This is a genomic window from Porphyromonas crevioricanis, assembly GCF_900476255.1.
Lineage (GTDB): Bacteria > Bacteroidota > Bacteroidia > Bacteroidales > Porphyromonadaceae > Porphyromonas > Porphyromonas crevioricanis.
In genome coordinates, this window is the sequence record NZ_LS483447.1 from 1,698,787 (window position 1) to 1,716,461 (window position 17,675).

Here is a 17,675-nt window from a genome sequence, read left to right on the forward strand (position 1 = left end):
CACTAGAGTCTTCTGCTTACTTGCTCCGCCATCATCGGGTACCAGCTACCATAATCTCCAGCTACAATATGTGCACGAGCTTGACGTACCAGTTCAAGGTAAAAAGCCAGATTATGTCGGGAAGCGACCTCTAAGGCTAGTATCTCTCCCACACGAAAAAGATGATGCAAATAGGCACGACTATAACGCTGATCGACATAAGAAGTTCCCTCTGGGTCTATGGGAGAGAAGTCTTTTGCCCATTTGGCATTTTTCATGTTAATGATCCCTTGCCAAGTGAAAAGTTTGGCATTGCGTCCGTCCCGCGAAGGCATAATACAGTCAAACATATCCACCCCGCGAGCTATTCCTTCGAGAATATTTGCAGGAGTGCCTACTCCCATCAAATACCGAGGCTTGTTCTTAGGTAAGATCTCGTTGGTTAGCTCTATCATCTCGTACATTTTTTCTGTCGGTTCACCAACAGCCAAGCCTCCTATTGCATTACCATCGGCCTCTATCGCAGCCACATTCTCGGCTGCACGCTTCCTTAAATCAGGATACACACACCCCTGGACGATAGGAAAAAGGCTCTGAGAATAACCATACAATGGCTCTGTATCTCTAATACGATCCACACAACGCTTCAACCAACGTTCCGTCAAATCAAGAGAGTGGCGTGCATAGCCATAGTCGGCATCACCCGGACAACATTCGTCAAAAGCCATGATAATATCTGCTCCAATCACCCGCTCTATATCCATTACTCGCTCCGGACTAAACAAATGCTTGGAACCATCTATGTGTGAACGAAACCAAACCCCTTCCTCACTTATCTTGCGATTCTCAGCCAGACTAAAAACCTGAAAACCACCACTATCTGAAAGAATAGGTCTAGACCAAGTACCGAATCGATGTAGGCCTCCAGCTGACTGAAGAATATCTAACCCTGGACGTAAGTATAGATGATAAGTATTGCCCAATATGATCTTGGCATCTATATCATCCTCCAGATTAGACATCTCCACCGCCTTGACCGATCCAACAGTGCCTACAGGCATAAAAATAGGAGTAGGAATATCTCCATGATCGGTACGAATAAGGCCGACACGGGCTTGAGTAGTAGAACAAGTATGTAATAGACTGTATTTCATTGGGGCAAAGATACCTAATAAGCAGCGACTGCAACTAGTCGGCAAAAAGAGGGTTATGCAAAACAAGCAGAAGACAAAAGGAATATCATCTCCCTTTGTCTCCTGCTCCTACAGTTCTTATTTCTTATTTCCTAAAACCCATCCCCTTCCAGATTGACAAGGGAAGGCAAAACAAAGTCAAATCTACAAAGAGGCTCTTTATTGTCACATCAGAACCTCTTACCTACAGACATTTGGAAAAATCCGGTCATACCATAGCCTTCTCCCAAGAAGCGAGTTCCATAGATACCAAGCTGGAAAGACCACCCACTCTTATTTACATACTTATAACCGGTGCCCATACCCAACCCAGCGTGGAATTCGTCTAAATAATCACCTACAGAAGCGTTCACCTCTGCAAACAGACCAGAAGCATAGCGTGTAGTAGACACAGAATTTCCCATGAAGTACCAACGAAAAGTAGGTGTTAGGGCAACATTTACCCCTGCATATCTTTCTTTATCAAGAGAGGCCATAAAACGCCCACCCACACTCATATCCTCATTGAGCATACGTTCATAAGAGATTTCCGGAGTTGAAGCAAAAATTGTGCTAAACAGATTGATACTCAGCTCATTTCTTTTCGCTACCGGATCTAATGAAAGGTTTGCACCAGACTGCTGTGCAAAAGCCGCTGCCACGCAAGCCATAAAAAAGGCAAACAATAGAATTTTCTTTTTCATATCTACATCATTTTGTTCACACAAAGACTCCTCCTCAGAAATATACTCCTCACAGCCTCATCATAAACAGATGAAAAAAGGGAAATGAGACAAAAGCAGCTCCCGTGGAAGAATCCTATGGGCGAAGATAAATATTTACCCAACAATCAACAACCACTCCTCGGAAGATCTGGTCTGTACCAAAGACAGACTTAAAGACAAATTATGTCGTGGAATTGGGAATCTAATCTGCATACTTGGCAAAAACAGCCAAATCAGAGTAATCATGGCCATTCCAGCTCCATGCTGGTAATACAGCCACACGCTTGAATCCTGCTGCAGAAAAAGCCATTTGGCTCGGTGTATTATGAACCTCTATGTAGGCAAAAATCAACCTGAGACGGAGATCTTGCAGCACATAGTCAGATAATAGAGATATAGCACTCCGAGCAAATCCTTGCTGTCTATATTCTCGACCTATTAGTAGACCTATCGCCACTCGTTTGTTATATGGGTCGTAATCATATAACTCTATGGTCCCGACTTCAACTTTTCCTTCTTGTCTGATAATCATCAGCCTAAGAGACCCCAACTCGTAAATAGACTTATGATTCTCTCTTATGTAATTGCACAATGCCTCTCTACTGATCGGTTGTAAAACTGTGGTAGAAGCTCGGAGCTCAGGATCATTCTCCCAATGATAAAGAAGATCAACATCCGAAGGCTCCAAAGCTCTCAATTGAATCAATTCATTTTCGAAAAACAAAGGCATAGCAGATGAGTAATCAGTGCTTTAATGTATCATCAAAAGATGTACGATTAAGTATCGAACGACCAAGAGTAAGTTCATCAGCGTACTCTATCTCATCGCCAACAGCAATCCCTCTAGCAATCACTGATACCCGGACATCCAACCCGGACAGACGTCTATAAATGAAAAAATTAGTCGTATCTCCTTCCATTGTAGATCCCAAAGCCAAAACCACTTCCTGCACTCCTTCCTCTCGCACTCGTTCTATGAGAGCATCAATAGTAAGTTGGGATGGGCCAATGCCATCTATTGGAGAAATAACTCCTCCTAACACATGGTAGAGGCCCTTGTATTGTGCTGTATTCTCTATCGCCAATACATCACTCACCGTTTGCACGACGCAAATAGTGTGACAGTCTCGTTTCGGATCGGCACATATAGGACAAAGCTCCGTATCACTTATATTGTGACAACGGCAACAATATACAATACCATCTCTCAAACTATCCAAAGCAGCCGTAAGTCGATGTGTGAATGAAGGCTCTTTGCTCAACAAGAAAAGACTGAGACGGAGAGCTGTTTTCCGACCAACGCCGGGTAGATTAGCCAACTGCTCAACCGCATTCTCCACTAATCTGGATGGATATCTGTGTTGCATAGAGAAAGAATCACATTAATGAGTGATGCAAAAACAGCCCATTCGAGAGCTCATAATAATATTGACAGACAAACTGACAACATAGAGCTCCTGAACGGACTGTTTTGTTTTGAGAAAGAACTTGGTGACAAATATTTCAAATGCCATCAAGATCTTCCAATTCATTCCCTTCATTATCGAAGAAACGATAATTGAGGAAAGGTACACTTTGATCAGGTATCACCCTGATACCCTTGGCATACTTCATCTTCCAGCGCATGGCTATCGACACGATGCCTTTCTTCAGGTAAGCTGCTACATAGGGGTGTACATGAAGGACAAATTGCCTCAAACCATGGGTATCAACCAATATTCGAACTTTCTCTTCGAGTGTATCGGTGAAGAGTATGGAGGCTTTCATCTTACCAGAACCCAAACATGTGGGACATTTCTCTTCAGTGTCAATGCTCATCGCAGGGCGTACTCGCTGGCGAGTAATCTGCATCAAACCAAACTTACTCAATGGCAAGATATTATGCTTGGCTCTATCCGTGGACATCAACTTACACATATGCTCATAGAGTTGCTGACGGTGCTGAGCTTCAGCCATATCGATAAAGTCGACCACAATAATGCCACCCATATCGCGCAAACGAAGCTGACGGGCCAACTCTTCAGCAGCAGCCATATTCACATCCACAGCTGTGTCTTCCTGTTGATTACTACCACGTGCACGGTTGCCACTATTGACATCGACCACATGCATGGCCTCTGTTTGCTCAATGATGAGGTATGCACCACTCTTATACGTAACAGTGCGTCCGAAAAGAGCCTTGATTTGTTTGGTAACAGCAAAATTGTCAAAAATAGGCAGTTCTCCCACATAATGATGCACAATATCCTCACTACCAGGAGATATAAGCGAAATGTAATCCCTGATACTGTCGTAAAAGAACTTGTTGTTCACGTGAATATTTTGGAAAGTATCGGGGTTAAAAGTATCTCGCAGAAGACCTAATGTACGACCGGCCTCTTCATAGAGTATTTGCGGGATCTTGCTGACCTTGGGGATCTTGGCCACACTGTCAGTAAACCGTTTGAGTAACATCTTCAACTCAGCATCCAACTCGGAGGCTTTTTTTCCAGCAGCAGAAGTACGTATGATCACACTGAAGTTGTGTGGCTTGATACTGAGCATCAATTGCCTTAGGCGAGCCCTTTCTTCTCCGGACTTGATCTTTTGTGACACAGATACTCGATCGGAGAAAGGCACCAACACTAGAGAACGACCTGCAAGGGAAATCTCAGTTGTTAGGCGAGGCCCTTTGGTAGAAATCGGTTCTTTGACTATCTGTACCAATATTTGCTGGCCGGCTTTGAGTATCTCGCCGATCTTCCCCTCCTTGGGCAAATCAGCTTCGAGGGTCATCTTAGACACCTGTGGCAGACCTTTTTGCTGAGACATTGACTCCAACATCTTGCGCTGACTAAGATAAGTGAGCCCAAGATCAAAATAATGGAGAAATGCGTCCTTCTTATAGCCCACATCCACAAAAGCAGCATTCAACCCAGGCATGATCTTCTTCACCTTGCCTAAGTAGATATCTCCCACGGCAAAGGACTGATCTCTGGGTTCACGTTGAAGCTCTACCAACTTACCGTCCTCAAGGACAGCAATGGATACTTTCTTGGCATCAACGTCTACAATTAATTCGCTATTCACTTTCTCGGAGTGGAATTTCTTGATATCTTCTTCTGATTCCGGCCGAAGTACCCTCTCCACAAAAACTGGGGAAGCTCGGAAGAGAGAAAAACAACAGAGACAAAACATTTTGAGAAACACCTCAAAACACTAACTATCTGGCCGGTTCTTGAAAACAGATGGGGCCGCAAAGGTGTACAAAGACCCATTGTCCTTTGTTTCACATTTTCGGCCCCCACACAAACTAAAAAAGGTTACTTCTTCTTATGTCTGTTCTTTCTTAGTCTTTTCTTACGCTTATGTGTAGACATCTTGTGTCTTTTTCTTTTTTTTCCGCTTGGCATAGCAGTTTGATTTTGATTAAGTTATACGTTAGTTTGGTTGTTATTTCACTTTAGCTGCAAAAAGTTTCGAAGGCTTGAAAGCCGGCACTTTGCGTTTAGGGATAATTATAGTAGTCTGTTTGGTAATATTGCGAGCTGTCTTGGCTGCACGTTCCTTAACAAGGAAACTACCAAACCCTCTGAGGTAAACATTGTCTCCATTGGCAAGAGCCGTGCGCACATTCTCCATAAAAGACTCCACCACTTCAAGGGCAACTTCCCGATCTATACCCGTAGCTTTGCTTATCTCACTTACTATATCCGCCTTCGTCATAATGATTTACTGTAGCTTATTGATTGACATTCCTTTTTCGACCAGCAAAGGTAGTCTTTTCTTTTGATTCTATGCCTATTGTGTTCATTCCCTAAGCATTGTGTATCGTTGAAGAAACAGAGAAATAAAAAGAGTAATCCACACTTCTTCTGTCTTATGACTTTTGTAATTCGTTTTGCATTTGGGTGTAGCTGAAGACAGTATAGAATAATGAGGTATTCTAAAAAATCATACACTCCTTTTGTGTTGAATCTACTTCTCTAATCCGACGCATTTCGTCTCTCCAAAACCATAGCAACTTCGTTTCTCCCTCTTCTATTTCAGAAAAACAACTTCTCTTTAAAATAAAGAGAGGGATACAACCCAAAGAAGAGCGAAAAAGACGAGACAAAACACTGCATTTCATTCAAAATCTTTTGATTACCTTTGTGGCCGGCAATAATGCCAACTTGTAGTAATTATAAATAATCAACGTATGAACAAGTACGAAACCGTTTTCATTCTCACTCCCGTTTTGTCTGATGTTCAGATGAAGGAAGCGGTAGAAAAGTTCACAAAGCTTCTGCAAGAAGAAGGAGCTTCCATTGTGAATGAGGAGTATTGGGGGCTAAAAAAGCTAGCCTATCCTATCCAAAAGAAGTCCACAGGCTTCTATCAATTCATTGAGTTTGAGGCAGAGCCTACCACAATCGCCAAACTCGAAACCAACTTCCGTCGCGATGAGCGTGTGATTCGCTTCCTAACTTTCCGTCAAGACAAGTTTGCAGCAGCTTATGCGGAAAAGAGAAGGAACCTTAAGTCAACAAAAAAAGAAGAAGTAAAGGAGGATAAGTAATGGCGGCACCTAAAAGCAAAAGCGAAATTAGATATCTCACTCCCCTGTCAGTAGACAACAACAAGAAAAAATATTGTCGCTTCAAGAAAGCCGGTATCAAGTATATAGATTATAAGGATGCCGAATTCCTCAAGAAGTTCCTCAACGAACAGGGAAAGATCCTTCCCCGTCGTATCACGGGTACTTCTCTCAAGTTCCAGCGTCGTGTGGCTCGCGCAGTGAAACGCGCCCGTCATTTGGCTCTTTTGCCCTATGTAACAGACATGATGAAATAATAAGACCGGAGGATTTTATATGGAAATCATACTTTTGGAAGATATAGTAACCCTCGGGTTCAAAGATGAGATAGTAACGGTAAAGGATGGTTATGGTCGCAACTACCTTATCCCACAAGGGAAAGCCATAATAGCCTCTGATTCCGCAAAGAAAGTCTTGGCAGAAAACTTGAAGCAACGCGCCCACAAAATTGCGCAAATCAAGAAAGAAGCAGAAGATCTTGGAGCCAAACTTGGTGGTGTAACTCTAACAATCATGGCCAAAACGAGCAATAGAGGTGTTATATACGGCTCTATCAGCAACATTCAAATTGCAGAAGCCTTGCAAGCCAAAGGCTTCGAAGTGGATCGCAAGAAGATTTTGGTCAAAGAATCCATCAAGGAAATAGGCGACTATGTAGCTCACATTCGTCTGCACCGTGATGTAACGGTAGAAATACCTTTCACTGTGGAATCTGAAAATGCAGCAGAAGAAATTGCAGCAGCCAAAGCTAAAGAAGAAGCCGAGCGTGAAGCAATCAAAGCTGCAGACAAGGCAAGAAAAGAGGCTGAAGCGAAAGCAAAAGAAGAAGGAGAGCTCTCTGAAGAAGAACAACAAGAAGAGACTCCCGAAGCAACCACTTCTGCAGAATAAGAGACTCTGTAGTTCTAAAGAAATAGGAAAAACCCTGGCAAGGAAACTTGTCGGGGCTTTTCTTTTTCTAATCCTTCACCAAGTGTATATCGAAATGAGCATTGGGGATCAAAGCCTTGCACACTTGGTAGCAATGATTCAATATAGCAGCCGACATCTTTTCACTGTCTTCCTTATTCAAATCGGAAAGGACCTGCCTGGCCAGATTCATTTGAGATATCAAATTACAGGCTTCAGCAGAGCAACCGGCTTCTTGAGCTAGATTTAAGAGGAAATTTCTATTCATTACTACTTTGTGACTGTGCGTATCAAGTTGCCCCTCAGCTAATTTCACGGCCTTACCAATCATGATCCCCATGACAATGTGAGGAACATTTCGCCTATTGAGCATCTCTAGTGTTTTACCAATAAAATTGCCGTATTGCACAAAGCTATGGGGAGGGAGGTGAGGATACATCTCCTTCATCTTATACTCACTCTTTCCTCCACTATTGATTACAATCGTATCTCCACCGACAGCCAGGGCAATATCTACAGCCCTCTCTATGCTGGCCACAAAGGCTTCACTGCTAAATGGGCGAACAACACCGGTTGTCCCAATAATGCTAATTCCATTCTCAATCCCCAGTCGGGGGTTGAACGTGCGAGGCCCTATATCACGCCCGTGAGGAACGGATATTAGTACATCCACCGCTCGCCCCGGTAATAGAGCTGTAACCTCTTGCATTATCATTAAACGAGGGGTTGTATTAATAGCAGCACTCCCAATTGGCAAATCAAACCCAGGAAGGGTGATACGTCCAATCCCTTCCCCTCCATCAATATTTACAGGGGGAATGCGATTTTCCTCATTCGACAAATGAATTTGCGCAACGATAGGAGTTCCATGTGTGGTGTCCGGATCATCTCCTCCATCCTTGAAAGCAGTAGCTCGAACAGTCAAACCATCGGACTCGACCCTGTCTATTCGCACGAGTATGCGCTCACCTGTTTTAGGTAAAGCCACCGATACCTCCCTATATATCTTCCCATACATACGATAAAGGAGAGCGGCCTTGGTTGCAGCTGTAGCAAATGTTCCGGTAGTCAATCCAATATGTTGATCAAAAAAAGATGGGAGCAAGCGATCTATAGCAAGTCGAAGACCGATAGGTCCCTCTACTACAAGAGCATAAGAATCCGGAAGTTTTGGACGACACACAACATAAACTCTGATTCCCAGGTTAAGGGCTGTCGACACCTTATCAGAGAAGAAACCTGATTCACCACTTTCTTTTGTGATAATGGCTTCCGGCCGTATATGTTCCATCAATTCTCTTTCGGTCTCTGCTCCTCCCACAAAGTAACAGATCCTATCTATTGGAAAACCTTGAGATATGGCACTCTGGCGAGAAGATTCTCTATCCAATATCCGGAATATGGTATTCGGATGATTTTCCCAATAAGGCTTCAGTTTAGAAATGGTTTGTACTCCCGTTAATGCCAACAATTTGCTTATTCGATCTCTAAGAAGACAGCGGATAGCATCTTCGTAATCGGAGCAATAGACAAGTTTGGGGTTGCGTAAAGGATAGTTTCTCTCGTAACGAATAATTGGGATAGAAGTAGCATCGGCAGCTTTTGTTGCATTCGAATGAAGCTGAGAGGCAAACGGATGAGCAGCGTCTATCAAAAGACGAATATCATGCTCTTGAATAAAAGATCGCATCTCCGCACAATCTAGACCTCCATCTATACGTATACCATTTTTCGCTTCTATTTGTTGCTCTCCAAAGCGAGTGGCATAATAAAAAGGCTTACCTGCTTCATCAACAACTTGTATCGCAGCTCTCCCCTCCGTGGTGCCTCCCAATATCAAAATCATAGTCCAATCGCTTGAAGAAAAGTGCCTTCCTTTTTAGAAAAACCAAGAAGAGCGAGACTCGCCTGACCATAGAAGTCAATCAAGTCTCGCTCCTTTGTACAAAAATTTTGATACAAATCGCTTTTGCAACGATTAGAGCAAAGCATCAATTTCCTGCTTCAAAGCATCTTTTCTCTGTGCTCCAACCAGCTTGTTTACTACCTGACCACCCTTGATAAAGAGGATTGTAGGGATATTTCTCACACCATACTCCTGAGCCAAGTCGGGATTTTCGTCTACGTCAACTTTACCAATGATCACTTTTCCTTCATATTCCGTAGACAGCTCATCAATGATTGGACCGACCATTCTACATGGGCCACACCATGTTGCCCAAAAGTCGATTACCATTGGTTTGCCTTCTGCCATGAGTTCTTTGTAGTTCTGAGTTGTAATTTCCATTGCCATAGCGCACTGTTTTTTTAGATTGTTTTTATATGCTTATCTCACGTAATATTTTCATCGGTCATTCACCTCTCGTTGTTTGACCAGAGGCTTCTCAGACTATAACTATTGGAAGTTCGTATTGTTCAAGCAATTTAATAAAATCGGGAGAAGGATCGACCCTATAACGACTCGACTGTAAACGAATCTGCTTCTTTCTATCCTGAACTTGGATGTTCAAATTAGCCTCTCCGGGATGCTCCATAACAAACGCAGTCAAACTCTCTGCCAAATCGTTGGAAAGCTGATCCAAGGATATTGATACAGACACTTCCTTAATCAACTTATCAGCAATATCGGGAAGCAACTCTATCGAGCGAATCTGTAGCTCCACCTTTTCCGGATCGAAGCGATGAGGTTGCACGGTTGCCTTAATGAGGAGATACAAGCCCTCCTTAGCATAGTTGCCGTATGAAACATAGTTCTGCCCAAAGAGAGCAACCTCTGCTGTCCCATGGAAGTCTTCGATCGTAAGAATTGCATAAGGATTATTTTTCTTACTCATCCCCACCCTAGCCTTTGTCACAATACCGGCAAAAGCAATATTCTTTCCATTGAGAGGCTTCAAATCCATCAAGTCTACACTCTTCACATTGCAATAATAGTCCAAAATAACTCGATATGGCTCCATCGGATTGGAAGAAAGATATAGGCCAACCAAATCTCTTTCTTTATTTAGAATTTCCAAACTATTCCAAGAATCAGCCTCCTCTGGTTGTGGTTTGGGTAATTGCATTGATTCATCATCACCAAAAAGACTGACCTCCTGTGCATGTTTTTCTTCCTGTACCATGCTGCCATATTTAGAAAGGGCAACAATGAAACTCTCATCTTTTCCGCAAGGAGCAAGGTATTGCTCTCTCTTCAGACCAAAACTGTCAAAAGCACCGGACAAGGCCAAACTTTCCATGGTCTTACGGTTGCACTGCACTGTATTGATACGTTCCGCAAAATCATAAACATCCTTATAAAGGCCATTCTTTTTGCGCTCCTCAATGATTGATTCGACAGCTCCGAGACCTACCCCTTTTATGGCCGAAAGACCAAAGCGAATATCTCCATTGGCATTTACTGAGAACTTGTAGTCCGATTCATTAACATCTGGTACCAACACCTGAATCTTCATGGACTTACATTCATCCATCAACTTGGTGATTTCGGTAATGTTATTCAGATTTCGGCTTAGTGCCCCTGCCATATACTCAGAAGGATAATGAGCCTTGAGATAAGCAGTCTGATAAGCGACCCAACTGTAGCAAGTCGCATGACTCTTATTGAATGCGTACTGGGTAAATTTCTTCCAATCTGCCCAAATCTTTTGGAGAGTCTTCTCCTCATACCCATTCTTAATACCTCCCTCCAAGAATTTTGCCTGAAGAGCCAGCATCTTATCCTCCAGTTTCTTTCCCATTGCTTTACGCAGGGAGTCCGACTCTCCTCTTGTGAAACCGGCTATCTCTCTGGATAAAAGCATGACCTGCTCCTGGTAGACTGTTATACCATAAGTCTCTTTGAGGTATCGCTCCATCACCGGAAGATCGTAAGTTATCTCTTCCAGTCCATGTTTGCGGGCGATGAAGCTGGGTATATAGTCCATGGGCCCGGGACGATAGAGAGCATTCATAGCGATAAGGTCTCCAAAGGCAGAAGGTTTCAGCTCACGCAGATATTTCTGCATACCCATGGATTCAAATTGGAATGTACCTATAGTACGCCCCTCACTATAAAGTTTATAAGTCAGAGGATCATCAAGAGGAATATTCGATATATCCAATTCAATGCCTTTTGTCTTCTTGATGTTGGATATGGCTTCCTTGATTATAGACAAAGTTTTAAGGCCAAGAAAGTCCATCTTGATCAGGCCTGTTTCTTCAATCACAGAGCCTTCATATTGCGTCACAAGGACCTCTTTGTCTCCGTCCTTGGCTGTACTGACCGGTACAACATCACTAATATCAGTCTTGCCTATGATGATTCCACAAGCATGTACACCCGTGTTACGAACATTCCCTTCGAGCATTGCTGCGTACTTCAGGGTACTACTGAGCTGCTTATCATCACTCAACGATGCTGCCTTTAGCTCCGGTACAGCTTCTATAGCAGCCGTCACAGTTACTTTCTTTACCCCCGGGATTTTATCTGGCACCAGCTTGGTGAGATCGTTGCTGATAGAGAGTGGTAGCTTCTGTACTCTGGCAACATCTTTAATGGCACTCTTCGTCGCCATGGTGCCAATAGTGATGATGTGAGCGACCCTCTCTTTTCCATATTTTTCCGTCACCCAATCAAGGATATCAGCTCTACCATCATCGTCAAAATCAACATCAATATCCGGCATACTTATACGATCCGGATTGAGAAAACGCTCAAAAAGCAGATCGTACTTGATTGGATCTATATCCGTTATACCCAAACAATAAGCAACGGCCGAGCCGGCAGCCGAACCACGACCGGGGCCAACAGAGACACCCATATTACGTGCCGCAGCAATAAAGTCCTGGACGATAAGGAAGTAGCCGGGAAATCCCATTTTTTTGATTGTCTCCAATTCAAAGTCAATACGCTCTCGCACTTCGGGAGTTAGGTTTTCCTTATATCTACGCTCTGCTCCAAGCATGGTAAGATGTCGCAAATACTCGTCATCATTGGCAAACTCGTCCGGTATCGGGAAATCCGGCATCAAGGCATCACTATCTATGCTGTAATACTCTACCTTATCGGCAATTTCCAATGTATTGGACAAAGACTCTGGCACATCGGAGAAAATGGCATTCATTTCCTCAGTTGTCTTGAACCACTCCTCCTTGCTGTAGCGCATACGATTAGGGTCATCCAAATCTTTAGAAGTGGACAGACAAATAAGCCTGTCGTGGGCCTCTGCGGCCTCTTTCGATATGAAATGAACATCATTGGTAGCTATCACTTTCACATCGTGTTTGCGTGCCAACTCCAAGATAACCCTATTGACCTGCTGCTGTTTGGGATAAGTATCCTGATTTCCCAAGGGATTTGTTGTCTCGTGTCGCTGTATCTCCAAATAGAAATCGTCACCGAAAAGCTCTTTGAACCACAAAACACTTTTCTCTGCTTCGTCTATTTGTCCAGCCATAATATGTTGGGGGATCTCGCCTCCGAGACAAGCCGAACTCACTATCAATCCCTCATGGTATCGCTCAAGTAGTTCTTTGTCAATTCGTGGACGATAATATTGCCCCTCAGTCCAAGAATAAGAAACCAGTTTGATCAGGTTATGATAGCCTACACTGTTCTTTGCCAATACAATCAAATGCCAACCTCCAGAGTCTAAAGGACGAGAAGGACGGTAGGGGTCCATTATTTCCTTACTCTTGTCGTGCCGGCTTCGTCTGGCACAATAGCACTCACAGCCCAAGATTGGTTTTATAAGGGCCTTTTGCTCCGTCTCTACCTTGTGTTGCAACTTTTGTATTCGCTGCAAATCATCCTCATCGGAGTTGGACTTTTCCAGAAGCTCCTGCAACTCTCGCTGGCAATCCTTGATAACAGACAAATGTGGTTTGTTCTTCTTCTGCACATAGTTATAGAACTCTTTGATCCCGAACATAGCTCCGTGGTCAGTCAGGGCCAGAGCCGGCATACCATCAGCTATAGCAGCATCGACTAAGTCACTAATCCGACATTGACCATCCAAAACGGAATATTGCGAGTGTACGTGCAGGTGAATGAAGGGTTCCATATCAGTCTGTTTTTATTTACTATAACAGCTTGAAAATCATTGATTTATACCCCTATTCAGGGTAAAGACATAGCCAAAACTGATGTCCTGCGCAAAGATAATGATCCCAAACCGAAGATTTGCTATAAAAAAACAAGATTATCCCTCTGCAAATTTTCGACCTGGCAGAGGAAGAAGTAAAAAACTCTCAAAAGGGGATAAACAGCAGAAAGTGTCGAGTTCGGATTAAAGAAATAAAGAGTAGGGATACTCCACATGCCACAAAAAAAGGGCATTTCCAGGAGCCGAGCTTCCGGCTTGCGATCTGTCTTTAGACAAAATGATATGCCGAAGATCCTCTATCGAAGCCTTTCCTCTACCAATAGTAAACAATGTGCCGACGACCGCTCGAACCATATTACGCAAAAAACGATCTGCCGTAATCGTGAAAACATGAGTTCCGGGCAGAGGTCCCTCTGACCAATAAGCTTCTCGAATCTTGCAATTGAAAGTTTTAACATCGGTATGAGCCTTGCTAAAACACTCAAAATCAGAATATTCCAGTAGTACAGAAGCAGCCTTATTCATCAACTCATAGTCCAACTCAGCATGCACACGCAACATCAAATGGCCGACAAAAGAGTCTTTGTGATCACAAACAAAATACTTGTATGTACGAGCCGTGGCAGAAAAACGAGCATGAGCTTCATCAGAGACTGGAACAATCCTATCTATAGAAATGTCTTTCGGGAGCAATCCATTGAGACGGGGAACTAAATCGGCAGCGTCAGCAATACCGATGTTTGCATCGAAATGTGCCACCATGCAACGTGCATGCACCCCGGCATCGGTGCGCCCGGCTCCAACCACAATAGTTTGTTTTCGCAAGAGAACGGACAAACAGCTCTCTACCTGCTGCTGCACTGTAGGGGCATTCGGCTGATTTTGCCAGCCGCTATATTGCTCTCCATTGTAGGAAAAGTAAATAAAGAAACGCATCCGTAGCGGGAAATCAAGCTTTTTTCTTGGCAGATTTCACTCCTGCAGAAACATTTTTGGTGGCAGAGACTTTCTTGTCCTTCTTGCGAGAAGTTTTCTTCTCCGGAGCTTCGGCTATTATTTTCAAGCAATCTTCTCGAGAGAGATTTTCTACATCAGCATCCTTCGGCAGTTTATAGTTGCTTGTTCCATACTTGATATAGGGACCAAATCGACCATTGCGGATTTGCAATAGCTCGTCATCATCAAAGGTCTTGAGTAGACTTTTGGCTTCTGCCTGTCTTTTTTCCTCTATCAAAACGATAGCATCATCAAGACTTACCTGCAAAGGATCTATGCCCTTGGGGATAGAGGTATACTTACCTGCATGACTGACATAAGGACCAAACCGCCCTACAGAAACGACTACATTTTTCCCTTCATATTGCCCCAAGGTCTTAGGAAGATCAAATACAGCAATAGCTTCTTCAAGCGTTATCGTCTGCATTGAGCAATTGGGGGGCAAAGATGCAAATCGAGGTTTTTCATCCGTTTCTCTGTCAGTCATCCCCATTTGCAACATGGGTCCATAACGACCTATGCGAACGGATATTTGCTTTCCAGTCTTGGGGTCTACCCCCAAAATGCGCTCTCCCACACGTTCTTCATCCTGCTTGTAAACCGATGCTTCCTCAACCACAGGATGAAACCGCTTATAGAAACTATCTATCACCTTGCTCCACTCCAACTTTCCCTCAGCAATGTGGTCAAACTGGTCTTCCACCTTAGCCGTAAAGTTGAGATCAACGATATTGGGAAATCTTGCCGTCAGAAAGTCATTTACCACAATGCCTATATCAGTAGGCATGAGCTTTCCTCTGTCTTGTCCGTAGTTTTCGCTCAATACCTCCCTGACGATCTGTCCGGAATGATCTAAATGCAATCGACAATAATCCCGACTATCACCTTCTTTGTCTCCTTTGATCACATACTCCCTATTCTGTATTGTCTGTATAGTAGGGGCATAGGTAGATGGGCGACCAATCCCGAGTTCTTCCAACTTACGCACCAACGAAGCTTCCGTATATCTGGCAGGACGCTGCGAAAAACGTTGGACAGACTCCAGAGCCTCCATCTTCAAGACATCTCCCTGCAAGACAGGTGGCAGGAGCTTCCCTTCGGGCTTATCCTTGTTCTCTTCATCGGTCCCTTCTTTGTAGACAGAATAAAAACCTTCGAACAGGACAACCTCTCCTTGTGCGATAAAATGGGCATCGCTGGAATAAGAGGAAGAAGAAGCTATTGTCACCGTGGTTCGCTCCGTCTTCATATCCGCCATTTGAGAGGCAATACAACGCTTGCGAATCAAATCGTAGAGTTTCTTTTCCGTCACCGTACCGGCAATCGTTTCTCGATCAGCATAAGTCGGTCGGATGGCCTCATGAGCCTCCTGTGCTCCCTTGCTTTTGGTCTGGTAACGTCTGGCCTGATGAAAATCCTCCCCCCACTGCTCTCGGACCAGTTTGGCGATGTCATTCATTGCCAAATCCGACAGATTGGTAGAGTCGGTACGCATATAAGTGATGAATCCGGCTTCGTAGAGCTTCTGTGCTATCCTCATCGTCTGTGCAACAGAGAAGCCCAACTTACGGGCTGCCTCCTGTTGCAAAGTCGATGTAGTAAAAGGGGCTGCCGGAGAGCGTTTGCCCGGCTTCTTAATCACCTCCGATATATGAAACTCTGCATCTACACATGATTGTAGAAAAGACTGGGCCTCCTGTTCTGTAGAAAAGCGTTTGTCCAATTCAGCCTCCAAAAGAGTCTTCCCATCCGGCAACATAAACATTGCCATCGTGCGGTATTGCGTCTGTGCCTCGAAGGCTTGTATCTCCCGTTCTCGCTCTACCACAATCCGTACGGCTACGGATTGCACTCGTCCGGCCGAAAGAGACGGCTTGATTCGCTTCCACAATACGGGCGACAACTCAAACCCCACAATACGATCCAAGACACGGCGTGCCTGTTGAGCATCTACCAAATGCTTGTCTATGGATCTGGGGTTGAGTATAGCATGCTCAATGGCTGGCTTCGTGATCTCATGAAAGACAATGCGATGTGTAGGCTTATCCTTGAGCTTGAGCACTTCGGATAAATGCCAGGCAATGGCTTCTCCCTCGCGGTCTTCATCGGAGGCAAGCCATACTACATCCGCCAAATCCGCAGCCTTATTCAACTCTTTTATCAAAGTCTTTTTGTCCTCGGGAATTTCATACTGAGGAGCGTAATCTCTCTCTATGTCTATGGAGAAATTTTTGGGGCTGAGGTCGCGCACATGTCCATAGCTGGAGAGTACGGAATAGTTAGGCCCTAAGAATTTGCCAATCGTCTTAGCCTTTGCCGGAGACTCTACGATCACAAGGTGTCTTTGCATGTTTCACTATGTTTGTTCTACGGGTTGCGGCTGCAAAGGTAGCAATATCGATTACATCAAGGTTATTAAACAGAGAACCGAAGCTTCTCTTTCTTCAACGAAAGAGAAACTTCGGTTCTCAGATGAGATCGCATTGCGCCTATCGCCGATATATATCTGCCTTACTTGCGCTTGCGATCGCCATAGCGGCTCATAAACTTGTCCACACGACCGGCCGTATCCACCAGCTTTGCCTTTCCGGTGAAGAAAGGATGCGAAGTATTGGAGATTTCCACCTTGATAAGGGGATACTCTACCCCATCGACCATGATTGTCTCCTTGGCCTGCATAGTGGAACGAGTAATAAAGATGTCTTCATTAGACATATCCTTGAATACCACCGGACGATAACTCTCGGGATGAATATCTTTCTTCATTATCTGTTTGTTTTGTTCTTGTTTTTCAATTAACAGGCTGGTAACCGGACCACAAAGGTAGTAAAGTAATCCGACTTCCCAAACCTTCAGAGCAGACTTCGCTCTCTGTAGGATTGAGAGCAACTACCGGAGATAGAATGTATAGCTTCCACACAAAAGCTCTCGAAATGATTCTTTGAAGCGTATGTCCTTCAGGCTATCTAATATGTATAATTTTGTTCGTTTCAGTATTTATACATTATCAAACCGTGGTGCTTTTTAAGTCCAAATCGAGGCCTTTTGGAGCTATTTTTCTCTCCCTTTTGGGATGCCCTTGGGAGACGTTTTGAATTATCACGGGAGAAAAGAAAAATTCTCTCCTGAGAAAAAAAGTGTTCTCTCCTGTGTTAGCAAAATTTCTCTCAGGAGAGAATTTAGACCCCTCCAGAATGCCCTATCCATCGGCATTCCAGAGACCTCATAAAAAGCATTCAAAAGGGAGTTG

Annotated in this window: 15 protein-coding genes; 3 read left to right on the forward strand and 12 right to left on the reverse strand. The window is 43.9% G+C overall.

The window, feature by feature from the left end:
• Positions 1–2 precede the first annotated feature (2 nt).
• From tgt to DQN70_RS07420, 6 genes are all read right to left on the reverse strand, one after another.
• Positions 3–1,133 (reverse strand): tRNA guanosine(34) transglycosylase Tgt, encoded by a 1,131-nt coding sequence (gene tgt, locus DQN70_RS07395; protein ID WP_023937678.1) that lies wholly within the window; start codon positions 1,131–1,133, stop codon positions 3–5.
• Positions 1,134–1,342: 209 nt separating this feature from the next.
• Positions 1,343–1,855 (reverse strand): hypothetical protein, encoded by a 513-nt coding sequence (locus DQN70_RS07400; RefSeq protein ID WP_036888721.1) that lies wholly within the window; start codon positions 1,853–1,855, stop codon positions 1,343–1,345.
• A 223-nt stretch (positions 1,856–2,078) separates the two neighbouring features.
• Positions 2,079–2,606 (reverse strand): GNAT family N-acetyltransferase, encoded by a 528-nt coding sequence (locus DQN70_RS07405; RefSeq protein ID WP_023937674.1) that lies wholly within the window; start codon positions 2,604–2,606, stop codon positions 2,079–2,081.
• A 13-nt stretch (positions 2,607–2,619) separates the two neighbouring features.
• Positions 2,620–3,243, reverse strand: coding sequence for a recombination mediator RecR (gene recR / locus DQN70_RS07410; RefSeq protein WP_036888720.1), 624 nt, complete (start codon positions 3,241–3,243; stop codon positions 2,620–2,622).
• A 136-nt stretch (positions 3,244–3,379) separates the two neighbouring features.
• Positions 3,380–4,945: an Rne/Rng family ribonuclease gene (locus DQN70_RS07415; RefSeq protein WP_036888852.1), complete on the reverse strand. Its 1,566-nt coding sequence runs from the start codon at positions 4,943–4,945 to the stop codon at positions 3,380–3,382.
• A gap of 363 nt (positions 4,946–5,308) precedes the next feature.
• Positions 5,309–5,581, reverse strand: a complete 273-nt coding sequence (locus DQN70_RS07420; protein WP_023937671.1) for an HU family DNA-binding protein — start codon at positions 5,579–5,581, stop codon at positions 5,309–5,311.
• 475 nt (positions 5,582–6,056) lie between these two features.
• Between DQN70_RS07420 and rpsF the strand changes: the two genes are divergently transcribed.
• The 3 genes from rpsF to rplI are packed head-to-tail and all read left to right on the forward strand — an operon-like array spanning position 6,057 to position 7,325.
• Complete coding sequence (gene rpsF / locus DQN70_RS07430; protein WP_023937668.1) at positions 6,057–6,416, forward strand: 30S ribosomal protein S6; 360 nt, start codon at positions 6,057–6,059, stop codon at positions 6,414–6,416.
• Positions 6,416–6,691 (forward strand): 30S ribosomal protein S18, encoded by a 276-nt coding sequence (gene rpsR, locus DQN70_RS07435; RefSeq protein ID WP_023937666.1) that lies wholly within the window; start codon positions 6,416–6,418, stop codon positions 6,689–6,691. The genes rpsF and rpsR overlap by 1 nt, the downstream gene beginning before the upstream one ends.
• A gap of 19 nt (positions 6,692–6,710) precedes the next feature.
• Positions 6,711–7,325, forward strand: coding sequence for a 50S ribosomal protein L9 (rplI, locus tag DQN70_RS07440; protein WP_023937665.1), 615 nt, complete (start codon positions 6,711–6,713; stop codon positions 7,323–7,325).
• 67 nt (positions 7,326–7,392) lie between these two features.
• On the opposite strand, the gene cbiD is transcribed toward rplI, so the two are convergent.
• The 6 genes from cbiD to DQN70_RS07470 form a co-directional block, all read right to left on the reverse strand.
• Positions 7,393–9,189, reverse strand: coding sequence for a cobalt-precorrin-5B (C(1))-methyltransferase CbiD (cbiD, locus tag DQN70_RS07445; protein WP_023937664.1), 1,797 nt, complete (start codon positions 9,187–9,189; stop codon positions 7,393–7,395).
• A gap of 132 nt (positions 9,190–9,321) precedes the next feature.
• Positions 9,322–9,636, reverse strand: a complete 315-nt coding sequence (gene trxA / locus DQN70_RS07450; RefSeq protein WP_023937662.1) for a thioredoxin — start codon at positions 9,634–9,636, stop codon at positions 9,322–9,324.
• Between the two features lie 91 nt (positions 9,637–9,727).
• Positions 9,728–13,387 (reverse strand): DNA polymerase III subunit alpha, encoded by a 3,660-nt coding sequence (gene dnaE, locus DQN70_RS07455; RefSeq protein ID WP_023937661.1) that lies wholly within the window; start codon positions 13,385–13,387, stop codon positions 9,728–9,730.
• Between the two features lie 225 nt (positions 13,388–13,612).
• On the reverse strand, positions 13,613–14,365 hold the full coding sequence (gene truA, locus DQN70_RS07460; RefSeq protein ID WP_023937658.1) for a tRNA pseudouridine(38-40) synthase TruA: 753 nt from the start codon (positions 14,363–14,365) through the stop codon (positions 13,613–13,615).
• A gap of 13 nt (positions 14,366–14,378) precedes the next feature.
• Positions 14,379–16,775: a type I DNA topoisomerase gene (gene topA / locus DQN70_RS07465; protein WP_023940314.1), complete on the reverse strand. Its 2,397-nt coding sequence runs from the start codon at positions 16,773–16,775 to the stop codon at positions 14,379–14,381.
• Between the two features lie 161 nt (positions 16,776–16,936).
• Positions 16,937–17,191: a type B 50S ribosomal protein L31 gene (locus tag DQN70_RS07470; RefSeq protein WP_023937656.1), complete on the reverse strand. Its 255-nt coding sequence runs from the start codon at positions 17,189–17,191 to the stop codon at positions 16,937–16,939.
• Positions 17,192–17,675 lie beyond the last annotated feature (484 nt).